Origin of the sequence: Pseudomonas reactans (genome assembly GCF_013385825.1) — a bacterium.
GTDB lineage: Bacteria > Pseudomonadota > Gammaproteobacteria > Pseudomonadales > Pseudomonadaceae > Aquipseudomonas > Aquipseudomonas reactans.
The window spans coordinates 372,896-398,607 of sequence record NZ_JACAPG010000020.1 but is presented as its reverse complement, the minus strand read 5'-3'; the positions used below and the strand labels follow the sequence as shown (position 1 = coordinate 398,607).

25 protein-coding genes and 4 tRNA genes are annotated in these 25,712 nt (G+C 59.0%); 19 read left to right on the top strand and 10 right to left on the bottom strand.

All coding sequences use genetic code 11. The features are described from left to right. Window positions 1-87 precede the first annotated feature (87 nt). The 6 genes from HX868_RS24555 (at window position 88) to mgtE (ending at window position 3,963) form a co-directional block, all read left to right on the top strand. Window positions 88-1,329 carry an aspartate kinase gene (locus HX868_RS24555; RefSeq protein ID WP_177004657.1) on the top strand — a complete coding sequence of 414 codons (1,242 nt, stop codon included), beginning with the start codon at window positions 88-90 and terminating at the stop codon, window positions 1,327-1,329. A gap of 175 nt (window positions 1,330-1,504) precedes the next feature. Next, the gene (gene csrA / locus HX868_RS24550) at window positions 1,505-1,693 is read left to right on the top strand and encodes a carbon storage regulator CsrA (RefSeq protein ID WP_003175645.1); all 189 of its coding nucleotides are present in this window, start codon (window positions 1,505-1,507) and stop codon (window positions 1,691-1,693) included. A 62-nt stretch (window positions 1,694-1,755) separates the two neighbouring features. Next, window positions 1,756-1,846: transfer RNA gene (locus HX868_RS24545), tRNA-Ser, on the top strand. Between the two features lie 108 nt (window positions 1,847-1,954). Next, window positions 1,955-2,031 (top strand) — tRNA-Arg (locus tag HX868_RS24540). Window positions 2,032-2,103: 72 nt separating this feature from the next. Then, window positions 2,104-2,180 (top strand) — tRNA-Arg (locus HX868_RS24535). A gap of 340 nt (window positions 2,181-2,520) precedes the next feature. Beyond that, a complete protein-coding gene (gene mgtE, locus HX868_RS24530) occupies window positions 2,521-3,963 on the top strand; it encodes a magnesium transporter (RefSeq protein WP_016979786.1) in 1,443 nt (480 codons plus the stop codon). Window positions 3,964-4,132: 169 nt separating this feature from the next. Here mgtE and HX868_RS24525 read toward each other — a convergent pair whose 3' ends face one another. The 3 genes from HX868_RS24525 to HX868_RS24515 form a co-directional block, all read right to left on the bottom strand. Further along, window positions 4,133-4,459, bottom strand: coding sequence for an Arc family DNA-binding protein (locus HX868_RS24525; RefSeq protein ID WP_003175643.1), 327 nt, complete (start codon window positions 4,457-4,459; stop codon window positions 4,133-4,135). Between the two features lie 380 nt (window positions 4,460-4,839). Continuing rightward, window positions 4,840-5,019: a PA3371 family protein gene (locus HX868_RS24520; protein ID WP_177004656.1), complete on the bottom strand. Its 180-nt coding sequence runs from the start codon at window positions 5,017-5,019 to the stop codon at window positions 4,840-4,842. Window positions 5,020-5,029: 10 nt separating this feature from the next. Continuing rightward, on the bottom strand, window positions 5,030-5,257 hold the full coding sequence (locus HX868_RS24515) for a hypothetical protein (RefSeq protein ID WP_177004655.1): 228 nt from the start codon (window positions 5,255-5,257) through the stop codon (window positions 5,030-5,032). A 325-nt stretch (window positions 5,258-5,582) separates the two neighbouring features. Here HX868_RS24515 and HX868_RS24510 point away from each other — a divergent pair. Then, window positions 5,583-5,659 (top strand) — tRNA-Arg (locus HX868_RS24510). A gap of 269 nt (window positions 5,660-5,928) precedes the next feature. Beyond that, complete coding sequence (locus HX868_RS24505; RefSeq protein WP_095017314.1) at window positions 5,929-7,314, top strand: MFS transporter; 1,386 nt, start codon at window positions 5,929-5,931, stop codon at window positions 7,312-7,314. A gap of 60 nt (window positions 7,315-7,374) precedes the next feature. Here HX868_RS24505 and HX868_RS24500 read toward each other — a convergent pair whose 3' ends face one another. The 4 genes from HX868_RS24500 to flgA all read right to left on the bottom strand — a co-directional run bounded on the left by HX868_RS24500 (window position 7,375) and on the right by flgA (window position 9,969). Beyond that, the gene (locus HX868_RS24500; RefSeq protein ID WP_177004654.1) at window positions 7,375-8,124 is read right to left on the bottom strand and encodes a flagellar regulator YcgR PilZN domain-containing protein; all 750 of its coding nucleotides are present in this window, start codon (window positions 8,122-8,124) and stop codon (window positions 7,375-7,377) included. Window positions 8,125-8,220: 96 nt separating this feature from the next. After that, entirely contained in the window at window positions 8,221-8,691 is a 471-nt protein-coding gene (locus HX868_RS24495) for a flagella synthesis protein FlgN (protein WP_177004653.1), read from the bottom strand. Between the two features lie 48 nt (window positions 8,692-8,739). Continuing rightward, complete coding sequence (flgM, locus tag HX868_RS24490) at window positions 8,740-9,063, bottom strand: flagellar biosynthesis anti-sigma factor FlgM (RefSeq protein ID WP_016979779.1); 324 nt, start codon at window positions 9,061-9,063, stop codon at window positions 8,740-8,742. A 141-nt stretch (window positions 9,064-9,204) separates the two neighbouring features. Further along, window positions 9,205-9,969 carry a flagellar basal body P-ring formation chaperone FlgA gene (flgA, locus tag HX868_RS24485; RefSeq protein ID WP_177004652.1) on the bottom strand — a complete coding sequence of 255 codons (765 nt, stop codon included), beginning with the start codon at window positions 9,967-9,969 and terminating at the stop codon, window positions 9,205-9,207. Window positions 9,970-10,063: 94 nt separating this feature from the next. Between flgA and HX868_RS24480 the strand changes: the two genes are divergently transcribed. From HX868_RS24480 to flgE, 6 genes are all read left to right on the top strand, one after another. Next, window positions 10,064-10,996, top strand: coding sequence for a chemotaxis protein CheV (locus HX868_RS24480; RefSeq protein WP_016979776.1), 933 nt, complete (start codon window positions 10,064-10,066; stop codon window positions 10,994-10,996). A 42-nt stretch (window positions 10,997-11,038) separates the two neighbouring features. After that, on the top strand, window positions 11,039-11,866 hold the full coding sequence (gene cheR, locus HX868_RS24475) for a protein-glutamate O-methyltransferase CheR (protein ID WP_016979774.1): 828 nt from the start codon (window positions 11,039-11,041) through the stop codon (window positions 11,864-11,866). A gap of 311 nt (window positions 11,867-12,177) precedes the next feature. Beyond that, window positions 12,178-12,585: a flagellar basal body rod protein FlgB gene (flgB, locus tag HX868_RS24470; RefSeq protein WP_010208346.1), complete on the top strand. Its 408-nt coding sequence runs from the start codon at window positions 12,178-12,180 to the stop codon at window positions 12,583-12,585. A 3-nt stretch (window positions 12,586-12,588) separates the two neighbouring features. Further along, a complete protein-coding gene (flgC, locus tag HX868_RS24465) occupies window positions 12,589-13,032 on the top strand; it encodes a flagellar basal body rod protein FlgC (RefSeq protein ID WP_010208347.1) in 444 nt (147 codons plus the stop codon). 16 nt (window positions 13,033-13,048) lie between these two features. Continuing rightward, window positions 13,049-13,774 (top strand): flagellar hook assembly protein FlgD, encoded by a 726-nt coding sequence (gene flgD / locus HX868_RS24460; protein ID WP_016979772.1) that lies wholly within the window; start codon window positions 13,049-13,051, stop codon window positions 13,772-13,774. Window positions 13,775-13,806: 32 nt separating this feature from the next. Beyond that, the gene (flgE, locus tag HX868_RS24455) at window positions 13,807-15,123 is read left to right on the top strand and encodes a flagellar hook protein FlgE (protein ID WP_177004651.1); all 1,317 of its coding nucleotides are present in this window, start codon (window positions 13,807-13,809) and stop codon (window positions 15,121-15,123) included. A gap of 191 nt (window positions 15,124-15,314) precedes the next feature. Here flgE and HX868_RS24450 read toward each other — a convergent pair whose 3' ends face one another. Then, on the bottom strand, window positions 15,315-18,212 hold the full coding sequence (locus HX868_RS24450; protein WP_095017308.1) for a ribonucleoside-diphosphate reductase subunit alpha: 2,898 nt from the start codon (window positions 18,210-18,212) through the stop codon (window positions 15,315-15,317). 552 nt (window positions 18,213-18,764) lie between these two features. On the opposite strand from HX868_RS24450, the gene HX868_RS24445 reads away from it, so the two are divergent. Both HX868_RS24445 and HX868_RS24440 read left to right on the top strand, forming a co-directional pair. Further along, window positions 18,765-19,490: a response regulator gene (locus HX868_RS24445; protein WP_177004650.1), complete on the top strand. Its 726-nt coding sequence runs from the start codon at window positions 18,765-18,767 to the stop codon at window positions 19,488-19,490. Further along, the gene (locus HX868_RS24440) at window positions 19,487-21,097 is read left to right on the top strand and encodes an ATP-binding protein (RefSeq protein ID WP_177004649.1); all 1,611 of its coding nucleotides are present in this window, start codon (window positions 19,487-19,489) and stop codon (window positions 21,095-21,097) included. The genes HX868_RS24445 and HX868_RS24440 overlap by 4 nt, the downstream gene beginning before the upstream one ends. A gap of 81 nt (window positions 21,098-21,178) precedes the next feature. On the opposite strand, the gene HX868_RS24435 is transcribed toward HX868_RS24440, so the two are convergent. Next, window positions 21,179-21,895: a 4'-phosphopantetheinyl transferase family protein gene (locus tag HX868_RS24435; RefSeq protein ID WP_177004648.1), complete on the bottom strand. Its 717-nt coding sequence runs from the start codon at window positions 21,893-21,895 to the stop codon at window positions 21,179-21,181. A gap of 111 nt (window positions 21,896-22,006) precedes the next feature. On the opposite strand from HX868_RS24435, the gene HX868_RS24430 reads away from it, so the two are divergent. From HX868_RS24430 to HX868_RS24420, 3 genes are read left to right on the top strand one after another with little or no spacing between them, the layout of a single operon-like run. Continuing rightward, window positions 22,007-22,315 carry a hypothetical protein gene (locus tag HX868_RS24430; RefSeq protein WP_095017304.1) on the top strand — a complete coding sequence of 103 codons (309 nt, stop codon included), beginning with the start codon at window positions 22,007-22,009 and terminating at the stop codon, window positions 22,313-22,315. An 18-nt stretch (window positions 22,316-22,333) separates the two neighbouring features. Then, window positions 22,334-23,011 carry a response regulator transcription factor gene (locus tag HX868_RS24425; protein WP_016973689.1) on the top strand — a complete coding sequence of 226 codons (678 nt, stop codon included), beginning with the start codon at window positions 22,334-22,336 and terminating at the stop codon, window positions 23,009-23,011. Beyond that, a complete protein-coding gene (locus HX868_RS24420) occupies window positions 23,008-24,354 on the top strand; it encodes an ATP-binding protein (protein WP_177004647.1) in 1,347 nt (448 codons plus the stop codon). The genes HX868_RS24425 and HX868_RS24420 overlap by 4 nt, the downstream gene beginning before the upstream one ends. A 138-nt stretch (window positions 24,355-24,492) precedes the next feature. Here HX868_RS24420 and HX868_RS24415 read toward each other — a convergent pair whose 3' ends face one another. After that, window positions 24,493-25,491 carry an AraC family transcriptional regulator gene (locus tag HX868_RS24415; RefSeq protein WP_016979763.1) on the bottom strand — a complete coding sequence of 333 codons (999 nt, stop codon included), beginning with the start codon at window positions 25,489-25,491 and terminating at the stop codon, window positions 24,493-24,495. Window positions 25,492-25,712 lie beyond the last annotated feature (221 nt).

Here is a 25,712-nt window from a genome sequence, read left to right as displayed (position 1 = left end):
TAACCGGCCCGTGGTCTAGTCACGGGCCTGTTCGGTGCTGGTTGATTGGATATTAGGCGCCCCTTTACGGGCTGAGGCGGCTTAGAAATGGCTTTGATCGTACAGAAATTTGGAGGCACCTCGGTCGGCTCTGTCGAAAGAATCGAGCAGGTGGCCGACAAGGTTAAGAAATTCCGCGATGCCGGCGACGACCTGGTGGTGGTGCTGTCGGCCATGAGCGGCGAGACCAATCGCCTGATCGATCTGGCCAAGGCAATCAGTGGTGATCAACAGCCGCTCCCGCGTGAGCTGGATGTGATCGTGTCCACCGGTGAGCAGGTGACCATCGCCTTGCTGGCCATGGCGCTGAACAAGCGCGGTGTGCCGGCGGTGTCCTACACTGGCAGTCAGGTGCGCATCCTCACCGACAGCGCGCATACCAAGGCGCGCATTCTGCAGATCGACGATCAGAAAATCCGTACGGATCTGAAGGCCGGTCGCGTGGTAGTTGTAGCAGGCTTCCAGGGTGTGGACGAGCAGGGCAACATCACTACCCTCGGGCGTGGCGGTTCGGACACCACTGGCGTGGCGCTGGCAGCTGCGCTGAAGGCCGATGAATGCCAGATCTACACCGATGTGGACGGCGTCTACACCACTGACCCGCGTGTGGTGTCCGTGGCCCAGCGCCTGGACAAGATCACCTTTGAAGAGATGCTGGAAATGGCCAGCCTCGGTTCCAAGGTGTTGCAGATCCGTGCGGTGGAATTCGCCGGCAAGTACAACGTTCCGCTGCGCGTATTGCACAGCTTCAAAGAGGGTCCGGGCACCCTCATTACTATTGATGAAGAGGAATCCATGGAACAGCCGATCATTTCCGGTATCGCTTTCAACCGTGATGAAGCCAAGCTGACTATCCGTGGCGTGCCGGATACCCCGGGGGTGGCGTTCAAGATCCTGGGCCCTATCAGCGGCGCGAACATTGAAGTCGACATGATCGTGCAGAACGTTTCGCACGATAACACCACCGATTTCACCTTCACCGTGCACCGCAACGAGTACGATGCGGCGGAGAAGATCCTGCAGAACACCGCGAGCGAGATTGGCGCCCGTGAAGTGGTCGGTGATACCAAGATCGCCAAGGTGTCGATCGTAGGTGTGGGCATGCGCTCTCATGCGGGCGTTGCCAGCCGCATGTTCGAGGCCCTGGCCAAGGAAAGCATCAACATCCAGATGATCTCCACCTCGGAAATCAAGGTCTCGGTGGTGATCGAAGAGAAGTACCTGGAACTGGCTGTACGCGCGCTGCATACCGCTTTTGAGCTGGACGCTCCGGCCCGACAGGGCGAGTGACGAAGTGCCAGGAAGGCGCGGTTTACCGCGCCTTTCCTTTTTTTGTAGGGCGCATGTTCTTTTGCGTGCGCTCGACAATACTTAGGCGGGTAGGGCTATGGCCTTTGGGTTGTAGGTCGAAGGCCTTTTTTTTGCAGACTGTTGTTCCTGAACTGAAATGCGTGAGGAGAAAGGTATGCTGATTCTGACTCGTCGTTGCGCAGAAAGCCTGATTATCGGTGATGGCGAAATCACCGTGACCGTGCTCGGCGTCAAAGGCAATCAAGTGCGTATCGGGGTTAACGCTCCGAAAGAGGTGGCGGTACACCGCGAGGAAATCTACCTGCGGATCAAGAAAGAGAAGGACGAAGAACCAAGCCTTTAATTTTTATCGTTTTTTATGTTTGCAAACGGGGATGAACGTGGTTAATATACGCCCCGTGTTGCGGAGAGCTGGCCGAGTGGCCGAAGGCGCTCCCCTGCTAAGGGAGTACACCTCAAAAGGGTGTCGGGGGTTCGAATCCCCCGTTCTCCGCCATTATTTGCTTAGTACGTTGCAATCTGGTTTTTTCGCTAAGTTGTTGAAAATTAACGAAAAAATAGCTTTACATAGAGATTGAACGGCCTATAATGCGCGGCAACAAATGCACTCGTAGCTCAGCTGGATAGAGTACTCGGCTACGAACCGAGCGGTCACAGGTTCGAATCCTGTCGAGTGCACCATTTAAGAGTCAGTTGCAGCAATGCAGGTGATTCGGTTACAACCAGTTGTGATCTGGTCTAAAAACACAATCTGCACTCGTAGCTCAGCTGGATAGAGTACTCGGCTACGAACCGAGCGGTCACAGGTTCGAATCCTGTCGAGTGCACCATACAAACAAAAAGCCCGCCTAGTGCGGGCTTTTTGCCGTCTGGGGTTTGTGTAGGATTTTTTCTTTTTCTCTCGCCTCCATGTGTTTTCCTTCTCCACTGCGTCGTCGCAGTTCATAGATGCAGCCAATACTCAGCTTTGGCTCGCAAGCGCTTGTTCTTCCCAGTTTTTTGACGTTTAAAGTGGCCGGGCGGTGTATCATTGCGCCCGTCAGCCCCGCCGGGGCTTGTGGAATACCTCCATGGACTTACCCAGTAGTTGCTCAGTACCCCGTTTTACCAATCATGAATTGACTGATTGATCCTTCCGGCGTGCCCCGCTGCTGGGAGTGGAGTTCGCCTATGACCGAAGTAGAAGTAAAGAAAACACAAGAAAGCCTGCAGGATCGCCTGGCTCAAGTCATCGAGCTGCTGCAGCGCCAACGCGTGGTCGAAGACCTTACGCATCGCCAGGATGGCCCGAACAACAACCTGGTCGAAAACCTGGTTCACCGGCAAAACCTCGTTGAGCTGCAACGCAAGCTCGACGACCTTCACTCCGCTGACGTCGCCTACATTCTCGAAGCCTTGCCGCTGGATGATCGACTGACTCTCTGGCAGTTGGTCAAGGCTGACCGCGACGGCGACATCCTGCTCGAAGTGTCCGACTCGGTCCGAGAAACCCTGATCGCCGACATGGACGATCATGAGCTCTTGGCCGCGGCCAAGGAGATGGACGCCGACGAACTGGCCGACCTGGCCCCCGAACTGCCCCGTGATGTTGTCCATGAGCTGATGGAGGCCCTCGACGGCCAGCAGCGTGAGCGTGTGCGCTCCGCGCTGTCCTACGACGAGGATCAGGTCGGCGCCCTGATGGACTTCGAGATGGTCACCATCCGCGAAGACGTCAGTTTGGAAGTGGTCTTGCGTTACCTGCGTCGTCTCAAAGAGTTGCCGGGCCATACCGACAAACTGTTTGTGGTCGATTACGAGGGCATTCTCAAGGGCGTGCTGCCGATCAAGCGCCTGCTGGTCAACGACCCTGAGAAAAAAGTGGCCGACGTCATGGCCAGTGATCCGGTGAGCTTTCACCCGGATGAAGACGCCTACGAGGCTGCCCAGGCGTTTGAACGTTATGACTTGATCTCGGCGCCGGTGGTCGACAAGAACGGCAAGTTGATCGGTCGTTTGACCATCGATGAAATGGTCGACCTGATTCGTGAAGAGAGTGAGACCGAAGTCCTCAACATGGCAGGTTTGCGTGAAGAGGAAGATATTTTTGCATCGGTTTGGCGTTCACTGCATAACCGTTGGGCGTGGCTGGCCATTAACCTGATCACCGCTTTTATCGCGTCGCGTGTGATTGGGTTGTTCGAAGGGTCGATCGAGAAGTTGGTGGCGCTCGCCGCACTGATGCCGATCGTGGCCGGGATCGGCGGTAACTCGGGTAACCAGACGATTACCATGATCGTGCGCGCCATGGCGCTGGATCAGGTGAGTACAGCGAACTCGTCGCGCCTGCTGCGCAAAGAGTTGGCGGTAGGCCTTATCAATGGCTTGGTGTGGGGTGGGGTGATCGGTGTGGTGGCCTACTTGCTGTATGGCAGTTGGTCGCTCGGCGTGGTGATGACCGCCGCCATGACCCTTAACCTGCTGCTGGCGGCACTGATGGGGGTATTGATCCCGATGACTCTGGCCCGCCTTGGGCGCGACCCGGCAATGGGTGCCAGCGTGATGATCACGGCCATGACCGACAGTGGTGGCTTTTTCATCTTTCTGGGCTTGGCAACGATCTTCCTGCTCTGATCTTGCATGGCGCGCCGGCTCCCTCTGTAGGAGCTGGCTTGCCAGCGATCGCATCCCCTCGGTTTAACTGATAGACCGCATCGCTCGGATCGCCGGCAAGCCTGCTCCTACAAAAAATCCCATGCAAAAAAAAGCCAGCACATGGCTGGCTTCGGCTTTCAGTTGCAGATCAATTGGCTTCTGCGGCCGCCTCAACGTCGTGCGCGATAAGCGAGACGAGAGCATTTTGCTGACGATGGGAGAGCTGACGAAAACGCTGCAGCAGTTCGCGTTCGTGCAGCGACAGCTCGGGGCTGTCCAGGCGCATGCTCAACTCGTCGCCCAGCGCACCTTCCTGAATGAGGCTTTGTTCCAGGCGCGCGATGATTTCGGAGTTCATGCTGCGGTGATGATTGCGAGCCACCTCGGCAATGCGTTCCCGCATTCCGTCTGGCAGACGTACGACGAACTTGTCAGCCGTACGGCTGGAATAAATTGCCTGTTTCAATGGGCGCATATATTTAACCGGTTAGTTCAGGGGAGCGGTTTTTGGAATTGGCCGCAAGATGAGTGTTAAGACAAGGCTCACGACCAAAGTTCAACCTGAATTGCAAAGAGGCCGCATCATGCCTCAGATTTGACATTTCCTTGGCGTCAATTCTGTGACAAATATTGAACTGCCTAAAGGCTTTATGCCAGCACTCATTTGCATTTTTGCGGACTGGTTGGAAAACTTTTCAACGCGTAAATCCGCGATGGAACTTCCCGTCAGTCCAGGCCACCACAGGGTTTGAGGCCGCACATCCTATAGCAAAGTGGCCTTTTGCCCTTAAGTTTAAGACTAGTGGCAATTTGCCGATTAGCGAGGGGGAGGCGACATAAGGTAGGGAAAGGAGATTAGCGCAGGATGGGGTCGAATTTGATGCGTCGACCGACGATCAACGTGAGCAGCAATAGACAGGCGAACACGCCGCTGCTAACAAATGCAGTGGTCTGGCCGTCATAGGATTCGGTGCTTATGCCCAGAACTGCAGCCAATGCGGTCAGGCACAAAAACAGCCAGGCAAATTTGTTCATCAGAATGTCCTCAGAAAACCCAGTGTTCAGAAGCAGGTGTGGACTGAGCCTCTTGGGCCACGCGTACCGGCGATTGCGCGTTTGGGGTCATCACCGCCAGTTGTGGGCGTTGTTGCAAGTGATGTGGCACGGCCTGGCTGATTTGGGCGGGGTCGTTGCTGCCGGTCGATTGAAAATGAAACATCAGCAGTGCAGCCAAGGCTACGGTGTTGAGGGCTAACAGAAGGGCACTGTTCATGGTTATGTTCTCCGCTTAACGCCGTGGCTTATTGGGTTTGTAGGAGAAGTATTGCAGGTGTCATGCCAACCTATTAGTTCAATTAAATCAACGGGTTGAGTCTATTTTAAATGGCTGGAAGGTTGCAATTTGCAATGATGGCGTTTTGGGAGAGTGCATTTTGCACGATGGCCTCACGGGCCCGTGTTTGTGGGGGCAAGGCAGGATAAATAAGGTCAGTACCGGCCTACACTCAAAAAGCCCACGGACGACATGACAAAACCCACCTCGGCCGTTAACATGCACGCCGTCTGTCGCCGCGCCTTTAGCGCAGTGGCTGTCATTTGTCCCAGTAGCTCAATTGGATAGAGCATCCCCCTCCTAAGGGGAAGGTTGGCCGTTCGAACCGGCCCTGGGACACCAGATCCAAAGCCCCGCACAGATCCGTCTGGCGGGGCTTTTTTGTGGGCGTTTTCCGAAGATGGGTCGAACCTTGCCGGGGTTATGGGTTCACAGCCCTGGCATCGTGTATTTATAGCGATTCGTGTATCCCGCGCGCAGCCGGACAGCGTCTGAGCCTTTAAGCAAAATAATCCCCGGAAACAGCGCATACCGCCTGTCCGGACCCGGCCACCCCGGACTATCATGCCGATAGCCCTGTCTCTCACCGCAAGGAGCCGCTCGGAACGCCGATGCGCCAGATCTGGAAATCTTTTCGAGCCCTTTATTTCGCCTCCTTGATGATGCTGATCGGCTCCGGCCTGCTCAGTACTTACCTGGCCCTGCGCCTGGCGGCCGATCATGTCGACAGCCTGTGGGTCGGCGCGTTGATGGCGGCCAACTATTTTGGCCTGGTGCTGGGTGGCAAGATCGGGCATCGCCTGATTGCCCGGGTCGGGCATATTCGCGCCTATGCGACCTGCGCCGGGATCGTCGGCGCGGCGGTGTTGGGCCACGGGCTGATCGATTGGCTGCCGGCGTGGATCGTGCTGCGGATGATCGTCGGCCTGGGCATGATGTGCCAGTACATGGTCATCGAGAGCTGGCTCAATGAGCAGGCCGATGCCAAGCAGCGTGGCGTGGTGTTCAGCGGCTATATGATTGCGTCTTACCTGGGCCTGGTGCTCGGCCAACTGATTCTGGTCATGCACCCTCAATTGGGTCTTGAGTTGCTGATGCTGGTCGCGCTGTGTTTTGCGCTGTGCCTGGTGCCGGTGGCCATGACGCGGCGCATTCACCCGGCGCCTCTGCATCCTGCCCCGATGGAGCCGCGCTTCTTTATAAAACGCGTGCCGCAGTCCCTGAGTACCGTGCTTGGCGCGGGGCTGATCGTCGGCTCGTTCTACGGTCTGGCGCCGTTGTATGCCTCTCAGCAGGGCTTGACCACCGAGCAAGTGGGCCTGTTCATGGGTAGCTGCATTTTTGCCGGGCTGGTGGTGCAGTGGCCATTGGGCTGGCTGTCGGACCGCTATGATCGCGCGCTGCTGATCCGCTGCTTTGCCCTGTGCCTGGCCGTGGCGGCGTTGCCGCTGGCGATACTGACCAAGGTGCCGCTGGAAGTGCTGTTCGTGGCAGGCTTTGTCTGCTCCCTGGTGCAGTTCTGTCTGTATCCGCTGGCGGTGGCGTTCTCCAACGACCATGTGGAAGGCGATCGACGCGTGTCGCTGACGGCCATGCTGTTGGTGACCTACGGCGTCGGCGCCAGTGTCGGGCCGTTGCTCGCCGGTGTGGTGATGAAGCTGTTCGGCAGCCACATGCTGTATGCGTTTTTCAGCCTGTGTGCGTTGATCCTGGTGTGGCGCATCCGACCGAAAGCGGTGACCAACCTGCATCAGGTGGATGATGCACCGTTGCACCACGTGGCAATGCCCGACAGCATGTCCAGTTCGCCGCTGGTGGCTTGTCTCGATCCGCGGGTAGACGAGGCCGTGGTTCAGGAACAAATGCAAACCGCCGCCCCTGAACCTGAGCCGGAAGCGGCGTTGAGCCCCGAAGCGGACGAACCGCCCTTTGTAGGGCCGCCTGCGCCCGCTGGGCCGGACGAGCACCCTCACGACTTGAGCAGGGCGCGCCCCTGAATGCAAAACGGGCAGATTCCATCAGGATCTGCCCGTTTTTCTTGCCGCGATCTTTAAGCTTTAAAAATCGTCGTCTTTGTCGAAGCGTCGTGCTTCGCGTTGCAACTGGTACACAAAGCGCTCGACCTGGCGCTGCACCAAGCCACTCATGTTATGAAAGCGCACGCCGGCGAAGGTGGTGTTGATCTTCTCTTCGAAGTGCAAGTAGCGCAGTTCGACGGAGGTGGTCATGCTGCCAAAGGGCAGGGCAGCGATAAAGCGGTCGTAGACCTGGCCCAGTTGCAAGCGCTCGGAGATATCCCCTTCAAAACGCAGTTTGCAGCCGGTGGCGGAAATATCCAGCAGCTTGCCGCTGATAGGCGCCTTGAGCTTCTCGCCACCCAGCTCGATGTTGACCAGTTGGGCTAGCTTCAAGGCGGCGCGGAAGGCATTGCGGCGCTGATGGTAGACCACTTCGTCGGGCAGGCTGCCGGTGTAGATGCGGTGGCCGTCCTTTTCGCTGATGCTCAGGCTGCCGTTGCTTTCCCAGGCAACGCGTACGCCTTCGTGGAAGCCTTCGATGCGGAAGGGCTCGCCGTTTTCCAGGTAGCGTTCGCCGTCGCGGGGGATCATTTCATCCAGGGCCAGGGTGCCGCTGTCGCGATTGACGTCCACCAGGTAGCTCTGGAAGCGCTGGCTGCGCTCATGGAAGGTGATGATCAGCGGGTCATGGCTGTCTTGCAGCATCCGCAAGGTACTGGCGATTTCCAGAGGCGTGGTGAGGACCTTGGGTGGCTGCGGGGCATCTTCCGCATTAAGGGCGTTGAACACGGTTCTTCCATCTCCAGACAAAATACGACTACACGCAAGAGCAGGCATTCTGCCAGTATGTGGCGCGCCTTGGATAGGTCGCGCTGTAAACCGGCGTCAGGCTTGGCTGCGGGTGCTTGGCTTGACCAGGCGCGAGGTGGAACCTTGGGCGTTGTAAAGCGCCGGAGGCTCTCCGCCGTGAAGTATACGCAACTGGTTGGCGGTCGTGGCTTGCTGAAGCTGGATTGACTGACCGTTGAGCAGGTTGGTTTCCTGGCACTGGCTGAGCAATTGATTGAGCTCCTTGCTCTGCGCCAGTAACTGATCGCCGACCGTGGAGTGGCTGGCCAATTGTGCCAGGCCATCATGGTCCGCTGGCAGGCCCAGGCTGATGAGGATCTCGCTGCGTTTTTTGCCGTGCTGTTCCAGCAGGATAATCAGCGACTGCTTGCGCGCCAGAATTTCTTCGAGCAGGAGCATGTCCCGACCGAAGAGGGCCAGGGTTTCTTCCCGAAGCAGCTCAAGCAGCTGTTGGGTCGGGGCTAGATCATCAATGATCAGTTGAAGCAGATTTTCGTCGTGATGCATGGCTGGCCTTGGGGTTTAAGCGTCCAAAAGCCCTGCGCAGGCCTTTGCCTAGCGCTCGGCTTCGAAATTAAGCAGCTTGCTGGCTACACGGTTGCTGTCGACTTTATAGCTGCCATCGGCGATTGCCTGTTTCAATTCGGCCACACGGGCTTTATTGACCACCGGTTGATCGCGCAGCGAGTCAGTGACCTTCTGCAACTGTTGAGCCTCGTTGCTCAGGTGTACGGATTCCCCGCTCTGGCTGACGCTGGCCTGTTCTGCCTTGGCGGGCAGTGGCTGGGCCTTGGCTTCTACGCTGTCTTTGGTGCCAGTGGCTCGCGTAGGGGCCGACGGGGTCGGGGTGTTATTTAAACGACTGAAATCGATGACCATGATCAAAAAACCTCTGGGTATTTGGACGCTTGCCATGTTTTCGGCCATACCCGGATAAACTTTAGGCTCGATTGACAATAAAACCTACAGGCCGGCATCCAGCCGACAGTGTAGGAAAAGCAGGCGCCTGATACCAGTAATCTATAGAGCTACCTCTACCTGACCCGGTGCGGTGACTCGCGCCTTGATCACCCGGTTGGAATTAAGGTTCTTCACGCGTATCTGTTCGCTCATGCCGCCATTGGACAGCGCTTCCCCCGGCATTTTCACCTGCAGCGCACCGCTGCTGGCGGAAATCACCACTTGGTCGCCCTTGCGAATCACTTCGGCTTGCTCCAGATGCACCAGGGTGATGACTTGGTCCGTGACCACTGGTCGGGTCAACTTCTGTCCGACGGCTTGGTCGAGGGAGGTCAGGTAGCCCTGGCTAATCATGCTGATGTCGCGTTCGCGTAGGACCACGTCCTCGAAACCGATGATCCCGGTACGTTTGAGCGGGCGCGCAACCACTACCACATCACGGAAGAGCTTGACCTGGGCCGGCACGAACACGGTCCAGGGCGAGGCGCCATCGCAGCGGACCTTGACCGTCACACGGCCGATAGGCTGGGCGGGGCTTTCCAGGGTGGCTGTCAATTCCTTGTCGCACATGGGCATGCGTAAGCGCGGGTCCAATTGGTTGACCTGGATTTCATAGCGCCCCGGCGTCTGGGTGGTCGCCAGATAATCTTCTACAGTGAACTCAAGAAAGCCTTGGGTGACGCCGATAAGTAGATCAGGCAAGGTGACGTTGTCTGCGCGGGCCGTGGCGCCCAGGCCCAGGGCAAGCAACACCAGCGGTGCGCAGAGCGATCTGCGAAACCGTGTCAGGATGGGGCGTCGGGAAACTGTCGTTTTAATATCCATGACCAATAAATAGCAAAGGCCGTGCCGTTTAGCATTGGGTGCGCGTCACTGCCCTTATAGGTATGGCCAAAGGTTTTAGCGTGGGAGTCAAGGCATGGCAGGAGTAATGGATTCAGTAAACCAGCGCACGCAGCTGGTAGGGCAGAATCGCCTGGAGTTGTTGCTTTTTCGCCTGGATGGCAAGCAGTTGTATGGCATCAACGTGTTCAAAGTGCGGGAAGTGCTGCAATGCCCCAAGCTGACGATCATGCCCAAGTCCAGCCCGGTGGTGTGTGGCGTCGCCAACATCCGTGGTGCGACGATCCCGATTCTTGACTTGGCCCTGGCCACCGGTTCGGCGGGTTTACAGGACCGCGAGAACCCGTTCGTCATCATTACTGAGTACAACACCAAGACCCAGGGTTTCCTGGTGCGCTCGGTGGAGCGCATCGTCAACATGAACTGGGAAGAGATCCATCCGCCGCCCAAGGGCACCGGTCGTGATCACTACCTCACGGCGGTGACGCGGGTGGATAATCAGTTGGTGGAAATCATCGACGTGGAGAAGATCCTCGCCGAAGTGGCCCCCACCTCTGAATCGATTTCCGTGGGGGTGGTGGACGCCGAAACTGCGCACAAGGCCGTTTCCCTGCGTGTGCTGACCGTGGACGATTCCTCGGTAGCGCGCAAACAGGTGACCCGTTGCCTGCAGACGGTCGGCGTGGAAGTGGTGGCCCTAAACGATGGTCGCCAGGCGCTGGATTACCTGCGCAAGCTGGTGGACGACGGCAAGAAGCCGGAAGAAGAATTCTTGATGATGATCTCAGACATCGAGATGCCGGAAATGGACGGCTACACCCTCACGGCCGAGATACGCAACGATCCACGCATGCAAAAATTGCATATCATCCTGCATACTTCGTTGTCGGGTGTATTCAATCAGGCGATGGTCAAGAAGGTCGGTGCCGATGACTTCCTGGCCAAATTCCGTCCTGATGACCTGGCATCCCGGGTAGTCGACCGGATCAAGGCAGCAGATAACAGCTAGGGGATTTCCCCTGGCGGTCACACGATTTAAGAGGCGGTATCATTGTCTACGGGTAATTTGGATTTCGAACAGTTCCGGGTCTTCCTGGAAAAGGCCTGTGGCATATTGCTCGGTGAAAACAAGCAGTACCTGGTATCCAGCCGTCTCAACAAACTGATGGAGCAGCAGGGCATCAAGTCGTTGGGCGAGTTGGTCCAGCGCATCCAGGGGCAGCCGCGCAGCGGGCTCAAGGAGATGGTGGTCGATGCCATGACCACCAACGAAACCCTGTGGTTTCGCGACACCTACCCGTTTGAAGTGCTCAAGAGCAAAGTGTTGCCGGAGGCCATCAAGGCCAGCCCTGGCCAGCGCCTGCGCATCTGGTCGGCCGCTTGCTCTTCGGGGCAGGAACCGTACTCGATTTCGATGTCCATCGATGAGTTCGAGCGGACCAACATGGGCCAGTTGAAGGCCGGTGCGCAAATCGTCGCCACCGACCTGTCCGGCACCATGCTCACCAACTGCAAGACTGGCGAGTACGACAGCCTGGCCTTGGGTCGTGGTTTGTCCCAGGAGCGCCTGCAACGTTACTTCGACCCGAAAGGGGCGGGGCGTTGGGCGGTCAAGGCGCCGATCAAGAGTCGCGTGGAATTCCGCTCGTTCAACCTGCTCGACAGCTACGCCAGCCTGGGCAAGTTCGACATGGTGTTCTGCCGCAACGTGCTGATCTACTTCTCGGCCGAAGTGAAGAAAGACATCCTGCTGCGCATCCATGGCACGCTCAAGCGTGGCGGCTACCTGTTCCTCGGTGCCTCGGAAGCGCTGAACGGCCTGCCGGATCACTATCAGATGGTGCAGTGCAGCCCGGGGATCATCTACCAGGCCAAATAAGGCTTACGCGGTCAAAAATGTGGGAGGGGGCTTGCCCCCGATAGCAGTGGTTCAGTTGATGCATCTTTGACTGAAACACCGCCATCGGGGGCAAGCCCCCTCCCACATTTGTTTTTGCGGCAAACCTTTCAATAGCGGCAACCCGGATTGCCGCTTTACTGGCACAACGCGGAAACCCGTTGCCGCTTTTCTGGCATTGCCGCCCGGCAATCCGTCCCCAAGCCCTTTAAATACGGGCCTCCCACAAACTGGCACACACCTTGCTATAACCCAGTTAACGAAAAGCAGGTCAGCCCTTAAAGGTTTCCACCATGAGCATCAGCTTCGATAAAGCGCTCGGTATCCACGAACAAGCCCTGGGCTTCCGCGCCCAGCGTGCCGAAGTCCTGGCCAACAACATTGCCAACGCCGACACCCCGAACTACAAGGCTCGGGACCTGGACTTTTCCGCCGTGCTCGCCGCACAGCAGGACAAGACCAAGAACGGCACCTTCGCGTTGAACATGACCAACAGTCGTCATATCGAAGCGCAAGGCCTGAGCAATGGTGACGAGTCGTTGCTGTATCGCACGCCGATGCAGCCGTCGATCGACCAGAACACTGTCGACGCACAGCTGGAGCAATCGGCTTACGCCGAGAACTCGGTGAACTTCCAAGCCAGCTTTACCCTGCTTAACAGCAAATTCAAAGGGCTGATGTCAGCCCTGCGTGGAGAGTAAGCCATGTCCCTGTCCAGTGTTTTCAATATTGCCGGCAGTGGCATGAGCGCGCAGACCACGCGTTTGAATACCGTCGCCAGTAACATCGCCAACGCCGAGACCGTGTCTTCGAGCATTGATCAGACCTACCGCGCACGTCACCCGGTGTTCGCCACCATGTTCCAGGGCGGCCAGGCAGGCGGCAGCGATTCGTTGTTCCAGGACCAGGGTGCCGCAGGCTCCGGCGTGCAGGTGCTCGGCGTGGTCGAAGATCAGAGCAACCTTGAAGCCCGCTACGAACCCAATCATCCCGCCGCGAACGAAAAGGGCTATGTCTACTACCCGAACGTCAACGTGGTCGAAGAAATGGCCGACATGATCTCTGCCAGTCGTTCGTTCCAGACCAACGCGGAAATGATGAATACCGCCAAAACCATGATGCAAAAGGTTCTGACCCTGGGTCAGTGATAAGGGGCGCCAAATAATGGCCATCGTTGATACGTCAAAGAACACGCCAGTCCAGGACCTTTTCAATTCCAAGGTCAAGAATGCCCAGGACAACAGCAGCATCAATGACGCTGCCAATAAGGCGACAGGCAAGCAGTCGCTGGGCAAGGATGCGTTCCTGCAGTTGCTGGTCACCCAGCTGAAAAACCAGAACCCGCTGTCGCCGCAAGACAACGGTGCGTTCGTAGCTCAGTTGGCGCAGTTCAGCAGCCTGGAAGGCATCAACACGCTGAACGACTCGGTGAATGCGATCTCCAGCAACTTCAGCTCGTCGCAAGCGCTGCAGGCGTCGTCGCTGGTCGGTCGCTCGATCATCATCCAGACCGACAAGGCCATGGTGGATACCAGCAAGAGCATGACCGGCTCGGTGGACGTCAAGACGGCGACCGGCAACGTCACCGTCAAGATCACCGACAAAGACGGCAACCTGGTGCGCACCATCGAAATGGGTGCCCAGGCTGTCGGCAGCCAGAACTTTATCTGGGATGGCAAGAACGACAAGGGCGAGGTTGCTCCTGCGGGCACCTACACCTTCAATGCCACCACCAAGAATGACAAGGGTGACGCCGTTGCCCTGAATACTTCGCTGCCCGCAACGGTAACGAGCGTAACCCTGAGCAAGACCGGCGGCGAGATGCTGTTGAACCTGGCTGGCGGCATGGGCAGCGTCAAGCTGTCGCAAATTCAGACTATCGGTACATAGAGCCGGCTTAAATACGGCAGAGGGAGAGAAACATGTCTTTTAACATCGGCCTTAGCGGCCTCTATGCGGCCAACAAACAACTGGACGTGACCGGCAACAACATCGCCAACGTCGCGACCACTGGCTTCAAGTCGTCCCGTGCGGAATTCGCGGATATCTACGCGGCCTCCAAGCTGGGCACCGGCCAGAACAGCATCGGCAACGGTGTGAACCTGGCGGCTGTGTCCCAGCAGTTCACCCAGGGTGACGTGAACGGCAGTGGCGGTATCCTGGATATGGCGATTCAGGGCGGCGGTTTCTTCGTGCAGAAGGGCAGTGATGGTTCGTTGGAATACACCCGTAGCGGTGCCTTCCGTGCCGACAAAGACGGCTACATCACCAACAACACCGGTACCTCGCGCCTGCAAGGTTATGCGGCGGACGCAGACGGCAAGATCATCAAGGGTGGCCTGACCGACCTGCAACTGAACCTGTCGAACCTCCCGCCCAAGGCGTCCACCAAAGTGGATTCGACCAGTAACCTGAACTCCTCGGAGCCGGTGATCGACCAGGTCGCGAAGCCATTCAACCCGAACGACACCAGCACCTTCACCACCCAGTACAGCACCACCCTGTATGACTCTCAGGGCAACGCGCACCCGATGGTGCAGTACCTGGTGAAAACCGACGGCAACAAGTGGAACGCCTATACCCTGATTGACGGGCGCAACCCTGACGGTTCGCCACCTTTCGGTACCGGTGCGGACGTGAAGGCGCCTGTACCATCCACCTTGACCTTTGACGGTGCCGGCAAACTCACCAGCGTCGTGACGGGCGCCGTGTCCAACAAGACCTTGACCATCACCGGTTGGGTCCCTGGCACCGTGACCAATGGCGTGTGGAAGGCAAACGGTGCGACGGCGAACCCAACCGGGATCGCGGTCAACATGGCCAACATCACCCAGTACAACTCGGCCACTTATCGCAACCCACCGGTCACCGATGGCTACGCCACCGGCCAGATCACCGGCCTGAAAATCGACGGCAGCGGCGTCTTGTTCGCCACGTTCAGCAACCAGCAGAGCAAGGCCATCGGCCAGATCTCCCTGGCCAGCTTCAACAACGAACAAGGCCTGCAGCCGGCTGGCGGAACCACCTGGAGAGAGACCTTCGCTTCGGGCCAGCCAGGTTATGACACCCCGCAAGCCGGCACCCTGGGCTCGATCGTGGCCAACTCCCTGGAGAACTCCAACGTCAACCTGACCAACGAGTTGGTGGACCTGATCAAGGCCCAGAGCAACTACCAGGCGAACGCCAAGACCATCTCCACCCAGAGCACCATCATGCAGACCATCATTCAGATGACCTGATGCGGTAGCGATCTACAAGAAGCCCCTCACACGAGGGGCTTTTTTGTGGGCATTGATTGACGGTCTTTGTAGTGAGCGGGGCAAGCCCGCTCACTACAGTGTCAATTCGTGGGCAAAAGAAAACCCCCGCCAAACCCAGGGGGCTTGGCGGGGGTTTCAGATAAGCGCTGTTGGGCGCTTACCGGCTCAGCTTATTGGCAAGCTTCGCAATCCGGTTCATCGATCGCGCAGGCTTTTGGCACTGGCGCCGGGCCGGCTGGCGCTGCAAGCACCGAATCATCACCGTGGTTGCCGCCGCTGGAAACCGCGTTCAGCTTACCGGTGTTGATGGTCGACTTCTCGGTGCTGGTCGCGGCCAGGGCACGGAGGTAGTAAGTGGTTTTCAGGCCACGGTACCACGCCATGCGGTAGGTCACGTCGAGCTTCTTGCCCGAAGCGCCGGCGATGTAGAGGTTCAGGGACTGGGCCTGGTCGATCCACTTCTGACGACGGCTGGCGGCGTCAACGATCCACTTGGTATCCACTTCGAAAGCTGTCGCGTAGAGCTCTTTGAGTTCTTGCGGGATGCGTTCGATCTGCTGCACCGAACCGTCGTAGTACTTCAGGTCGTTGATCATGACCGAGTCCCACAGGCCGCGGGCTTTCAGGTCGCGAACCAGGTACGGGTTGATCACGGTGAATTCGCCCGACAGGTTCGATTTCACATACAGGTTCTGGTAGGTCGGTTCGATCGACTGCGATACGCCCGTGATGTTGGCGATGGTCGCGGTCGGTGCGATGGCCATGATGTTGGAGTTACGAATACCTTTCTGCACGCGGGCACGTACCGGCGCCCAGTCCAGGGTTTCGTTCAGGTCAACGTCGATGTACTTCTGGCCACGGGCTTCGATCAGAATCTGTTGCGAATCCAGCGGCAGGATGCCTTTGGACCACAGCGAACCCTGGAACGTCTCGTAGGCGCCGCGTTCGTCGGCCAGGTCGCAGGAAGCCTGGATCGCATAGTAGCTGACCGCTTCCATGGACTTGTCGGCGAACTCGACCGCAGCGTCCGAACCGTAAGGAATGTGCTGCAGGTACAGCGCGTCCTGGAAGCCCATGATGCCCAGGCCAACCGGACGGTGCTTGAAGTTGGAGTTCTGCGCCTGTGGCACCGAGTAGTAGTTGATGTCGATCACGTTATCGAGCATGCGCACTGCGGTGTTGACGGTACGCTCCAGCTTGGCGGTGTCCAGCTTGCCGTTGACGATGTGGTTCGGCAGGTTGATCGAGCCCAGGTTGCAAACGGCGATCTCGTCCTTGTTGGTGTTCAAGGTGATCTCGGTGCACAGGTTCGAGCTGTGGACCACGCCCACGTGCTGCTGCGGGCTGCGCAGGTTGCACGGGTCTTTGAAGGTCAGCCATGGGTGGCCGGTTTCAAACAGCATGGACAGCATTTTGCGCCACAGGTCTTTGGCCTGGATGGTCTTGAACAGCTTGACCTTGCCTGGGTACTCGGTGAGGGCTTCGTAGTACTCGTAGCGCTCTTCGAAGGCTTTACCGGTCAGGTCGTGCAGGTCCGGCACTTCGGAGGGCGAGAACAGGGTCCACTTGCCGTCATCAAAGACACGCTTCATGAACAGGTCAGGGATCCAGTTGGCGGTGTTCATGTCGTGGGTACGACGACGGTCATCACCGGTGTTCTTGCGCAGCTCGATGAACTCTTCGATGTCCATGTGCCAGGTTTCCAGGTAGGCACAGACAGCGCCTTTGCGCTTGCCACCCTGGTTTACGGCTACAGCGGTGTCGTTCACCACTTTCAGGAACGGAACAACGCCCTGGGACTTGCCGTTGGTGCCCTTGATGTACGAACCCAGTGCGCGCACCGGGGTCCAGTCGTTACCCAGGCCGCCAGCGAATTTGGACAACATGGCATTGTCGTGGATCGCGTGGTAGATGCCCGACAGGTCATCCGGCACGGTGGTCAGGTAGCAGCTGGACAGCTGTGGACGCAGGGTGCCGGCGTTGAACAGGGTCGGGGTCGACGACATGTAGTCGAAGGACGACAGCAGGTTGTAGAACTCGATGGCACGGTCTTCTTTCTGCTTCTCTTCGATTGCCAGGCCCATGGCCACCCGCATGAAGAACACTTGCGGCAGCTCGAAGCGGATACCGTCCTTGTGGATGAAGTAACGGTCGTACAGGGTTTGCAGGCCCAGGTAGGTGAACTGCTGGTCACGCTCGTGGTTGATCGCCTTGCCGAGTTTTTCCAGGTCGAAGGTGGCCAGGACCGGGTTCAGCAATTCGAATTCGATACCCTTGGCGATGTAGGCAGGCAGGGCCTTGGCGTACAGGTCGGCCATTTCGTGGTGAGTGGCGCTGTCGGCGACTTTCAGGAAGCCCAGGCCTTCGGCACGCAGGGTGTCCATCAGCAGGCGCGCGGTCACGAACGAGTAGTTCGGCTCACGTTCAACCAGGGTACGGGCAGTCATCACCAGGGCGGTGTTGACGTCGGTCAGGGCCACGCCGTCGTACAGGTTCTTCAGAGTTTCGCGCTGGATCAGGTCACCATCGACTTCTTCCAGGCCTTCGCAGGCCTCGGTGATGATGGTGTTCAGGCGGCCCAGGTCCAGCGGTGCAAACGTACCGTCGGCCAGGGTGATGCGGATCGATGGGTGAGCCTGTACGGTGGCTTCTTCCGCCGGGGAACGCACAGCGCGCTCCTTGGAGCGGGCATCACGGTAGATCACGTAGTCGCGAGCCACTTTCTGCTCGCCGGCACGCATCAGGGCCAGTTCGACCTGGTCCTGGATTTCTTCGATGTGGATGGTGCCGCCCGAAGGCATGCGACGCTTGAAGGTCGCGGTGACTTGTTCGGTCAGGCGGGCAACGGTGTCGTGGATGCGCGACGAGGCAGCAGCGGTGCCGCCTTCAACTGCAAGAAACGCTTTGGTGATGGCGACGGTGATTTTGTCATCGGTGTAAGGAACGACAGTGCCGTTACGCTTGATCACACGCAGTTGGCCGGGTGCAGTGGCGGACAGATCCAGGTTCGAATCGGCGGCCTGCGGCACGGAGCCTTGCGGGTTCTCGCGAGTTGTGTCGGTTTGCATGGGGGGTTGTCTCCACGTTCTATATTTGATTGCGAGTGCCAGGCTCTTCCTGCAACACCCGTACCGTTTTCCATATCGGGGATGGGAAACAGCTGCCATCCGCGTGAGCGGTTTGGTCTACTGAAAATCGGTTGGTTCCATGCTGCGCTAGCAATAAAACGCTTGAATTTCTTGCCACTTGTGTGGTTGGGCGCTTTCTTCAAAAACCCCACATGTAGGGTCTTCTCCAGTGCCGAGGTACAAGATAATGCGTTTTCGAGGGGTTAGCAACGCAGTAACCTGTGGATAACGCTGTGGGTAAAATGTGTAAGAAAGGTTGAATGGGTGTGTAGGCCGCACTGCTGCTGGATTACGCCGTTTGTCATTAAATGTTTCGGGCTTAAAACAACCTGCCCATTTTCGAAGGGCGCGAACCCTATCACAAAAAAACGTGATCACCGAATGGATTTCCCGGCTTGTGTTTGAGGGTTGGCCCATGGCTACAATCGGCCGTATTGGGCAACGCCGTTACCAGATCATGCCCGCCTTTTATGACAGACATTGAGGTCACCCGTGGAGCAAGAAGCCTGGCAGGTATTGATAGTCGAAGACGACCAGCGATTGGCCGAATTGACCCGTGAGTACTTGGAGAGCAATGGCCTGCAGGTGTCCGTGGAAGGCGATGGCGCCCTGGCAGCGGGGCGCATCATCGACGAGCAGCCTGACCTGGTGATCCTCGACCTGATGCTGCCCGGCGAAGACGGCTTGAGCATCTGCCGCAAGGTGCGCGAGCGCTATGACGGCGTGATCCTGATGCTCACCGCGCGGACCGATGACATGGACCAGGTGCTGGGCCTGGACATGGGCGCCGACGATTACGTGTGCAAGCCTGTGCGCCCGCGCCTGTTGCTGGCACGCATCCAGGCCTTGCTGCGGCGCAGCGAACCGGCGGAACCGGCTGTCGTGGAGAACCAGCGTCGCCTGCAATTCGGCCCCTTGGTGGTGGACAACGCCCTGCGCGAAGCCTGGCTGAATAATGATGGTATCGAATTGACCAGTGCCGAATTCGACCTGCTGTGGCTGCTGGTGGCCAATGCTGGGCGCATCTTGTCCCGCGAAGAGATCTTCATCGCCCTGCGCGGCATCGGCTACGACGGCCAGGACCGCTCCATCGACGTGCGTATCTCACGCATCCGCCCCAAGATAGGTGACGATCCGATTCATCCGCGCCTGATCAAGACCATCCGCAGCAAGGGCTACCTGTTCGTCCCCGAAGCCGCCGCCGACATGCCGCTGTGAACTCGATCTTTCTGCGCATCTACGGCGGCATGTGCGCAGCGCTGATCCTGGTGGCGCTGCTCGGCGTGCTGGCCCTGCACCTGCTCAATGAAGTGCGCAGCGGCCAATACCGCGAACGCCTGGCCCACGGCACCTTCGCCTTGATGGGCGACAACCTGCAGCCCATGAGCCCCATCGAACGCCAGCGCGCCCTGGCCGTGTGGGAGCGCTTGCTCGGCATTCCCTTGGAACTGCGCCCCCTGGCCGATGCGCAACTGGACTTGAGCCAGCGCAATCGCCTGCAACGCGGCCAGGTGCTGGTGGAGCAGACCGGGCCACACGCCGCGCGGGTGCTGCGCCTGGTCAGTGATCAGTCGCAATTGGTGCTTACGGGCGAAGTGCAGCAGATCAGCGAACAGTTGGCGCGCGCGACTATCTACCTGCTCGCCGACGAACTGGTGCGCTTCCCGGTGGCTGAGCAGCCGCAACGCCTGGCGGATATAAAAGAAGCCAAGGGGTTTGGCTTCGACATGCACCTGATGACCCTTGATCAGGCGGATATGGACGAAGACCAGCGCCGCCGCGTCTCGGAAGGCGACACGGTGATGGCCTTGGGCAAGGGTGGCGACTCGATCCGCGTGTTTGCCGGCATGGTCGGTACACCATGGGTGCTGGAACTTGGGCCGCTGTATCAGATGAACCCTTACCCGCCGCAATGGCTGATCCTGATCGCTTTGATTGGCCTGACCCTGATCGGTTTGATCGTCTATCTATTGGTGCGTCAGCTTGAACGGCGGCTGCGCGGCCTGGAGGCCGCCGCCACCCGCATCGCCAAGGGCAACCTGGAAGTGCGTGTGCCGGCCCGTGGCGCTGACTCGGTGGGGCGCCTGGCCGCTGCGTTCAATGGCATGGCCGAGCACTTGCAGCAGTTGCTGGCGATCCAGCGTGAGCTGGTGCGCGCGGTGTCCCACGAACTGCGCACGCCGGTGGCGCGCTTGCGTTTCGGCCTGGAAATGGTCGGCGATGCCACCACGGCCGAGGCGCGGCGTAAATACCTGGAGGGCATGGACAGCGATATCCAGGACCTCGATGGCCTGGTCGATGAAATGCTCACATATGCGCGCCTGGAACAAGGCTCGCCGGAGCTGAATTTCCAGCGGGTCGACCTCGATGCGCTGCTCGATCAGGTGATAGGCGAATTATCGCCACTGCGTCCGCAAGTCAACGTGAGCAGGGGTATTTGCCTGTCGTCGGCGCACTGGGACGATGCCTGGGTCGACGCCGAGCCGCGTTACCTGCACCGTGCGCTGCAGAATCTGGTGAGCAATGCCATGCGCCATGCCCAGGGCCAGGTGTTGATCAGTTATCAGGTGGGCCAGGTGCGCTGTCGCATCGATGTCGAAGATGATGGCCCCGGTGTGCCCGAGAGTGCCTGGGAGCGCATCTTCACGCCGTTCCTGCGCCTGGACGACAGCCGCACCCGCGCGTCTGGCGGGCACGGGTTGGGGTTGTCGATCGTGCGGCGGATTATCTACTGGCACGGCGGGCGGGCTTTGATCAGCAAGAGCAACAATTTGGGTGGGGCGTGCTTTAGCCTGAGTTGGCCGAGGGATCAGGATAAGCCCTGATACCGCCATCGCCGGCAAGCCGGCTCCTACAGGTGTATTGCGCTCCCCTGTAGGAGCCGGCTTGCCGGCGATAGCGGCGTATCAGGCGCCGACAGCCACCAGGCTCAACAGCTGCCCATCATCCACCGCAAACTGCCCGGCCAATTCCTTGCCATGGCACCACTCCTCGGACAAGTCCGTCACCAGGCGCAGCCTTATATACCCGGCCTCCGTCCACTCCATCACCTCGGCATGCTCAAAGTAGAAGCGCTTCTGCACAATCGGGTAGAGCGCCTTGAACAGGCTCTCCTTGGCCGAAAACGTCAATGTCACCAATTGTGCAATCTGCTCCCTCGGCAGGGCGGCCATACGCTGCAGTTCATCCGCCGTCAGGATCTCCCCGGCCAAGCGCTCCGCGCGCTCCAGGCTCAGCACATTCTCCAGATCCATCCCCAGCCCACGCCATTGCGCCTTGTGGGCGACAATCGCGGCCGCATGCCCGGTGCTGTGGGTGATGGAACCACAGATATGCGCAGGCCACACCGGCGCGCGGTCTTCACCGATCGCTGGAATGTAATTGAGATGATCGAGTTGTTGCAGCGCGGCGCGGGCGCACAGCCGGCCGGCCAGGAATTCGGCCTGACGCTTGGCCACTGAGCGCTGGATGCTGGCCGGTGGCGGCACGGCGCTGCGCTGGAAATCGCCGGCCGTTAATAAGGCCGGGTCAAAGCGCGTGCTGAGAAACACCGTGCCGGGCAAGGATTCGGGCAGCGGCCAATGGGCGTCGAGTGGGGTGCAGCAAGCGGGTAGGGGATTCATGGGCGATATTCTGCCGAGTTGCTGCGTCAGAGGATAGCCCGCTGTTCAGGGGGAGTTCAGGGGCGCCTGCGTAGTCTGGTTTCAACAGCCAAACGCGTAGAGGTACACACCATGACTGCGATCAAGAAGTTGATGTTGGCGTTAACCATGCTCAGTGCCACCGCTGGGGCCCAAGCGTCTGACGGGGCATTTGCCGCATTTGGCAGTGAGAAAACCAAGAAATCCAGCACCTTGATCCAGCGTGTCAGTTTCGAAGAATCTGCCAGCCAACCCACGCCCTGGGGCCAATCCCTGGGCCTGGCAACCCCGCAGCCAGCCTATCGCGCCGGCTATGAACACCTGACCGGCCAGTTCAATGGCATTAAACTGCGCCCGCAAGACTTGCAGGGCCGCTATGATATCCCTCTGTCGGACAGTTGATTTGCTTTGGAGAGCCTTATGAAATTGCTGGTGGTGGAAGATGAGGCGCTGCTGCGTCATCACCTGTTGACCCGCCTGACCGACAGCGGGCACGTGGTCGAGGCCGTGGCCAATGCCGAAGAGGCCCTGTACCAGACGGGCCAATTCAACCACGACCTGGCGATCATCGATCTGGGCCTGCCCGGCATGGGCGGCCTGGACCTGATCCGCCAACTGCGCACCCAGGCCAAGACCTTCCCGATCCTGATCCTCACCGCCCGTGGCAACTGGCAGGACAAGGTCGAAGGCCTGGCGGCCGGCGCTGACGACTATGTGGTCAAGCCGTTCCAGTTCGAAGAGCTGGAGGCGCGGATGAACGCCTTGCTGCGCCGCTCCAGCGGGTTTACCCAGTCGACGATTGTTGCGGGCCCGCTGCTGCTGGACCTCAACCGCAAGCAGGCGTCCCTCGACGAACAGCCGCTGGCGCTGACGGCCTACGAATACCGAATCCTTGAGTACCTGATGCGCCATCATCAACAAGTGGTGGCCAAGGACCGCTTGATGGAACAGCTCTACCCCGATGATGACGAGCGTGATCCGAACGTGATTGAAGTGCTGGTCGGTCGCCTGCGCCGCAAGCTGGAAGGCCCGGCCGGATTCAAGCCGATCGACACCGTGCGTGGCCTGGGTTACCTGTTCAATGAGCGCTGCCGTTGATTCGCTCGCTACGCGTGCGCTTGATGTTGGCGGCCGCCACTTTGGCCGTGCTGTTCATGCTGGGTTTGTTGCCGGCCATGCAAGGGGCGTTCAGCCTGGCGTTGCAGGACTCCATCGAGCAGCGCCTGGCGTCGGACGTCACGACGCTGATCTCGGCCGCGCGGGTGGAAAACAACCGCCTGTTGATGCCGGCGCAGTTGCCGGACGAACGCTTCAATCTCACCGACAGCCGCTTGCTCGGCTATATCTACGACCGTGAAGGCCACTTGGTGTGGCGTTCGCGGGCGACCAAGGAAGAAAACATCAACTACAAGCCGCGCTACGACGGGCGCGGCAATGAATTTGCGCGGATCCGTGAGGCCAACGGCCAGGAATTCTTCGTCTACGACGTCGAGGTCAGGCTGCTGGGCGGCAAGAGCGCGGCGTTCAGTATCGTTGCCCTGCAACCGGTGCGCGAATACCAACTGACCCTCGAAGGCCTGCGCGAAACCCTCTACCTGGGCTTCGGCGCAGCGTTGCTGGTACTGCTGACTTTGCTCTGGCTGGGCCTGACCTGGGGTTTGCAAGCCCTGCGGCGGCTGAGCCAGGAACTTGACCAGATCGAAGGCGGCACCCGCGAGAGCCTGTCCGAACAACACCCCCGCGAACTATTGCGCCTCACCGGCTCCCTCAACCGTTTGCTGCACAGCGAGCGTGAGCAACGAGCGCGTTACCGTGATTCCCTCGACGACCTGGCCCACAGCCTGAAAACCCCGCTCGCCGTACTGCAAGGTGTGAGCGAAGACATGGCCCAGCGCCCGGAAGACCGCGACCAGGCCTGGGTTCTGCAATCGCAGATCGAGCGCATGAGCCAGCAGATCAGCTACCAGTTGCAGCGCGCCAGCCTGCGCAAAAGCGGCCTGGTGCGCCATCAGGTGCGGCTGGAGCCGGTGCTGCAAAGCCTGTGCGATACGCTGGACAAGGTCTACCGCGACAAGCGTGTCACCGTGTCGTTTGAACTGCCGGAAGAGTGCGACGTGCCGATCGAGAAGGGCGCCTTGTTGGAGTTGCTCGGCAACCTGCTGGAAAACGCCTACCGCCTGTGTTTGAGCGAAGTGCGCATCAGCTTCGTGGAGAATCTGGAAGGCAGTGAGCTGTGTATTGAAGATGATGGCCCTGGTGTGCCGCCGGATCAGCGTGCAAGGATTCTGCAGCGGGGCGAGCGACTGGACCGCCAGCATCCGGGGCAGGGGATCGGCTTGGCGGTGGTCAAGGATATTATTGAAAGCTATGGCGCTCGGCTGACCTTGGGCGATTCGCCGTTGGGCGGCGCCGCGTTCAAGATTCACTTTCCGGCCTTGTGATCTCTATCGGCTATGCCGGCCTCTTCGCAGGCAAGCCAGCTCCCACAGTGGATTGGGTTCACAAATCAAAATGTGTGAACCCGATCAGAGTGTGGGAGCGGGCTTGCCCGCGAAGAGGCCAGCCCAGACAGCACACTTCTAACTCTCCTGCGCGCGATACGCCCCCGGCGTCAGCCCCGTCCACTTCTTGAACGCCCGATGAAACGCCGACGGTTCCGAAAACCCGAGCTGTTCGGCAATCTCCTGCAACGACAAATCCGCCCGGCCCAAATGATAGATGGCGATGTCCCGCCGCAACTCATCCTTGAGCGCCTGAAAGCTGGTGCCTTCTTCACGCAAATGCCTGCGCAAGGTCTGCGGACTGATATGCAGGTGCTGGGCGACGGCTTCCAGGTCCGGCCAAGGCGTGCGATCACGGCTGAGCAAGCGGCGTAGCTGGCTGCTCAAGCTGTCGCCTTCATCCGGCCGAGAGAGCAAGTCGGCGGGTGAGCGCTCGAGGAAGTGCTTGAGCGTGCGTTCATCCTGCAACAACGGCAGGTTCAGGTAGCGTGCGGGAAACACCAGGCTGCTGTTCGGTGCACCGAATACCTGGGCACAGGGAAACAGCAGGTCATATTCACCGGCGTGCGCCGGCATTGGGTAGCTGAAGGTGGCTTGATGCAGCCGGATACGTTGGCCGATCAGCCAACTGCCCAAGCGATGCCAGATCACCAGCAGGCATTCACTCAAGAAATGATCCGGGTCCCACAACTGCGAGTCGTCCAGGCTCAAGCGGGCCATTTCGCCTTCGCGTGTCAGCTGCCAGCGCGGGCCTTGTGGGAATAGGCTATAAAATAATAAACCGCGTTCCAGAGCCTTCTCCAGGGTGCGGCAGTGGATCAATGCGTGGCACATCATGGCGAAGGTGCCGCGTTTACTCGGGCCGTCGGCGAACCCCAGGTATTCGTCGTCCAGTGCCAGCCACAGCATTTGCAGCAGGCGGGTGAACTGCTCCGGCGCGATGCGGGCGCGGGGTTCGGTCAGCAGTTCCGGGGTGATGCCCACCTGCTGCAGCAAGCCCGAATAGTCATATCCGGCTCGACGCGCCCCGCCGAGGGCCGCCCTGGCGTAATGACTGGCGATGGTACGTTCACGCATGCGAAGGCCTCGTCCATGGAGGGGCTGATGGTAGTCAGCCCCGAATGCAGTCACAAGGCGGATATCCGCCAAATTGTAGGACGGGATCGGACGAGTGGGCGGAAATCCGCCACCTGTTTTGCCGCGTGGAGGGGCGCGTTGAAACCCGAAGGCCTGATGTCTAAAGGCCTTCAGGGTTTTTAAGCAAAGTGGCACGACGTTTGCGATAAGGATTACAGCGC

Coding starts and splice junctions, on each gene's coding strand:
- HX868_RS24435 (WP_177004648.1), bottom strand. CDS start 21,895: ATGAATCCCCTACCCGCTTGCTGCACCCCACTCGACGCCCATTGGCCG.
- HX868_RS24430 (WP_095017304.1), top strand. CDS start 22,007: ATGACTGCGATCAAGAAGTTGATGTTGGCGTTAACCATGCTCAGTGCC.
- HX868_RS24480 (WP_016979776.1), top strand. CDS start 10,064: ATGGCAGGAGTAATGGATTCAGTAAACCAGCGCACGCAGCTGGTAGGG.
- flgM (WP_016979779.1), bottom strand. CDS start 9,063: ATGGTCATCGATTTCAGTCGTTTAAATAACACCCCGACCCCGTCGGCC.
- HX868_RS24515 (WP_177004655.1), bottom strand. CDS start 5,257: ATGAACAGTGCCCTTCTGTTAGCCCTCAACACCGTAGCCTTGGCTGCA.
- flgD (WP_016979772.1), top strand. CDS start 13,049: ATGGCCATCGTTGATACGTCAAAGAACACGCCAGTCCAGGACCTTTTC.
- HX868_RS24505 (WP_095017314.1), top strand. CDS start 5,929: ATGCGCCAGATCTGGAAATCTTTTCGAGCCCTTTATTTCGCCTCCTTG.
- HX868_RS24450 (WP_095017308.1), bottom strand. CDS start 18,212: ATGCAAACCGACACAACTCGCGAGAACCCGCAAGGCTCCGTGCCGCAG.
- flgB (WP_010208346.1), top strand. CDS start 12,178: ATGAGCATCAGCTTCGATAAAGCGCTCGGTATCCACGAACAAGCCCTG.
- HX868_RS24425 (WP_016973689.1), top strand. CDS start 22,334: ATGAAATTGCTGGTGGTGGAAGATGAGGCGCTGCTGCGTCATCACCTG.
- HX868_RS24525 (WP_003175643.1), bottom strand. CDS start 4,459: ATGCGCCCATTGAAACAGGCAATTTATTCCAGCCGTACGGCTGACAAG.
- flgE (WP_177004651.1), top strand. CDS start 13,807: ATGTCTTTTAACATCGGCCTTAGCGGCCTCTATGCGGCCAACAAACAA.
- flgC (WP_010208347.1), top strand. CDS start 12,589: ATGTCCCTGTCCAGTGTTTTCAATATTGCCGGCAGTGGCATGAGCGCG.
- HX868_RS24520 (WP_177004656.1), bottom strand. CDS start 5,019: ATGAACAAATTTGCCTGGCTGTTTTTGTGCCTGACCGCATTGGCTGCA.
- HX868_RS24415 (WP_016979763.1), bottom strand. CDS start 25,491: ATGCGTGAACGTACCATCGCCAGTCATTACGCCAGGGCGGCCCTCGGC.
- csrA (WP_003175645.1), top strand. CDS start 1,505: ATGCTGATTCTGACTCGTCGTTGCGCAGAAAGCCTGATTATCGGTGAT.
- mgtE (WP_016979786.1), top strand. CDS start 2,521: ATGACCGAAGTAGAAGTAAAGAAAACACAAGAAAGCCTGCAGGATCGC.
- HX868_RS24555 (WP_177004657.1), top strand. CDS start 88: ATGGCTTTGATCGTACAGAAATTTGGAGGCACCTCGGTCGGCTCTGTC.
- HX868_RS24495 (WP_177004653.1), bottom strand. CDS start 8,691: ATGCATCACGACGAAAATCTGCTTCAACTGATCATTGATGATCTAGCC.
- flgA (WP_177004652.1), bottom strand. CDS start 9,969: ATGGATATTAAAACGACAGTTTCCCGACGCCCCATCCTGACACGGTTT.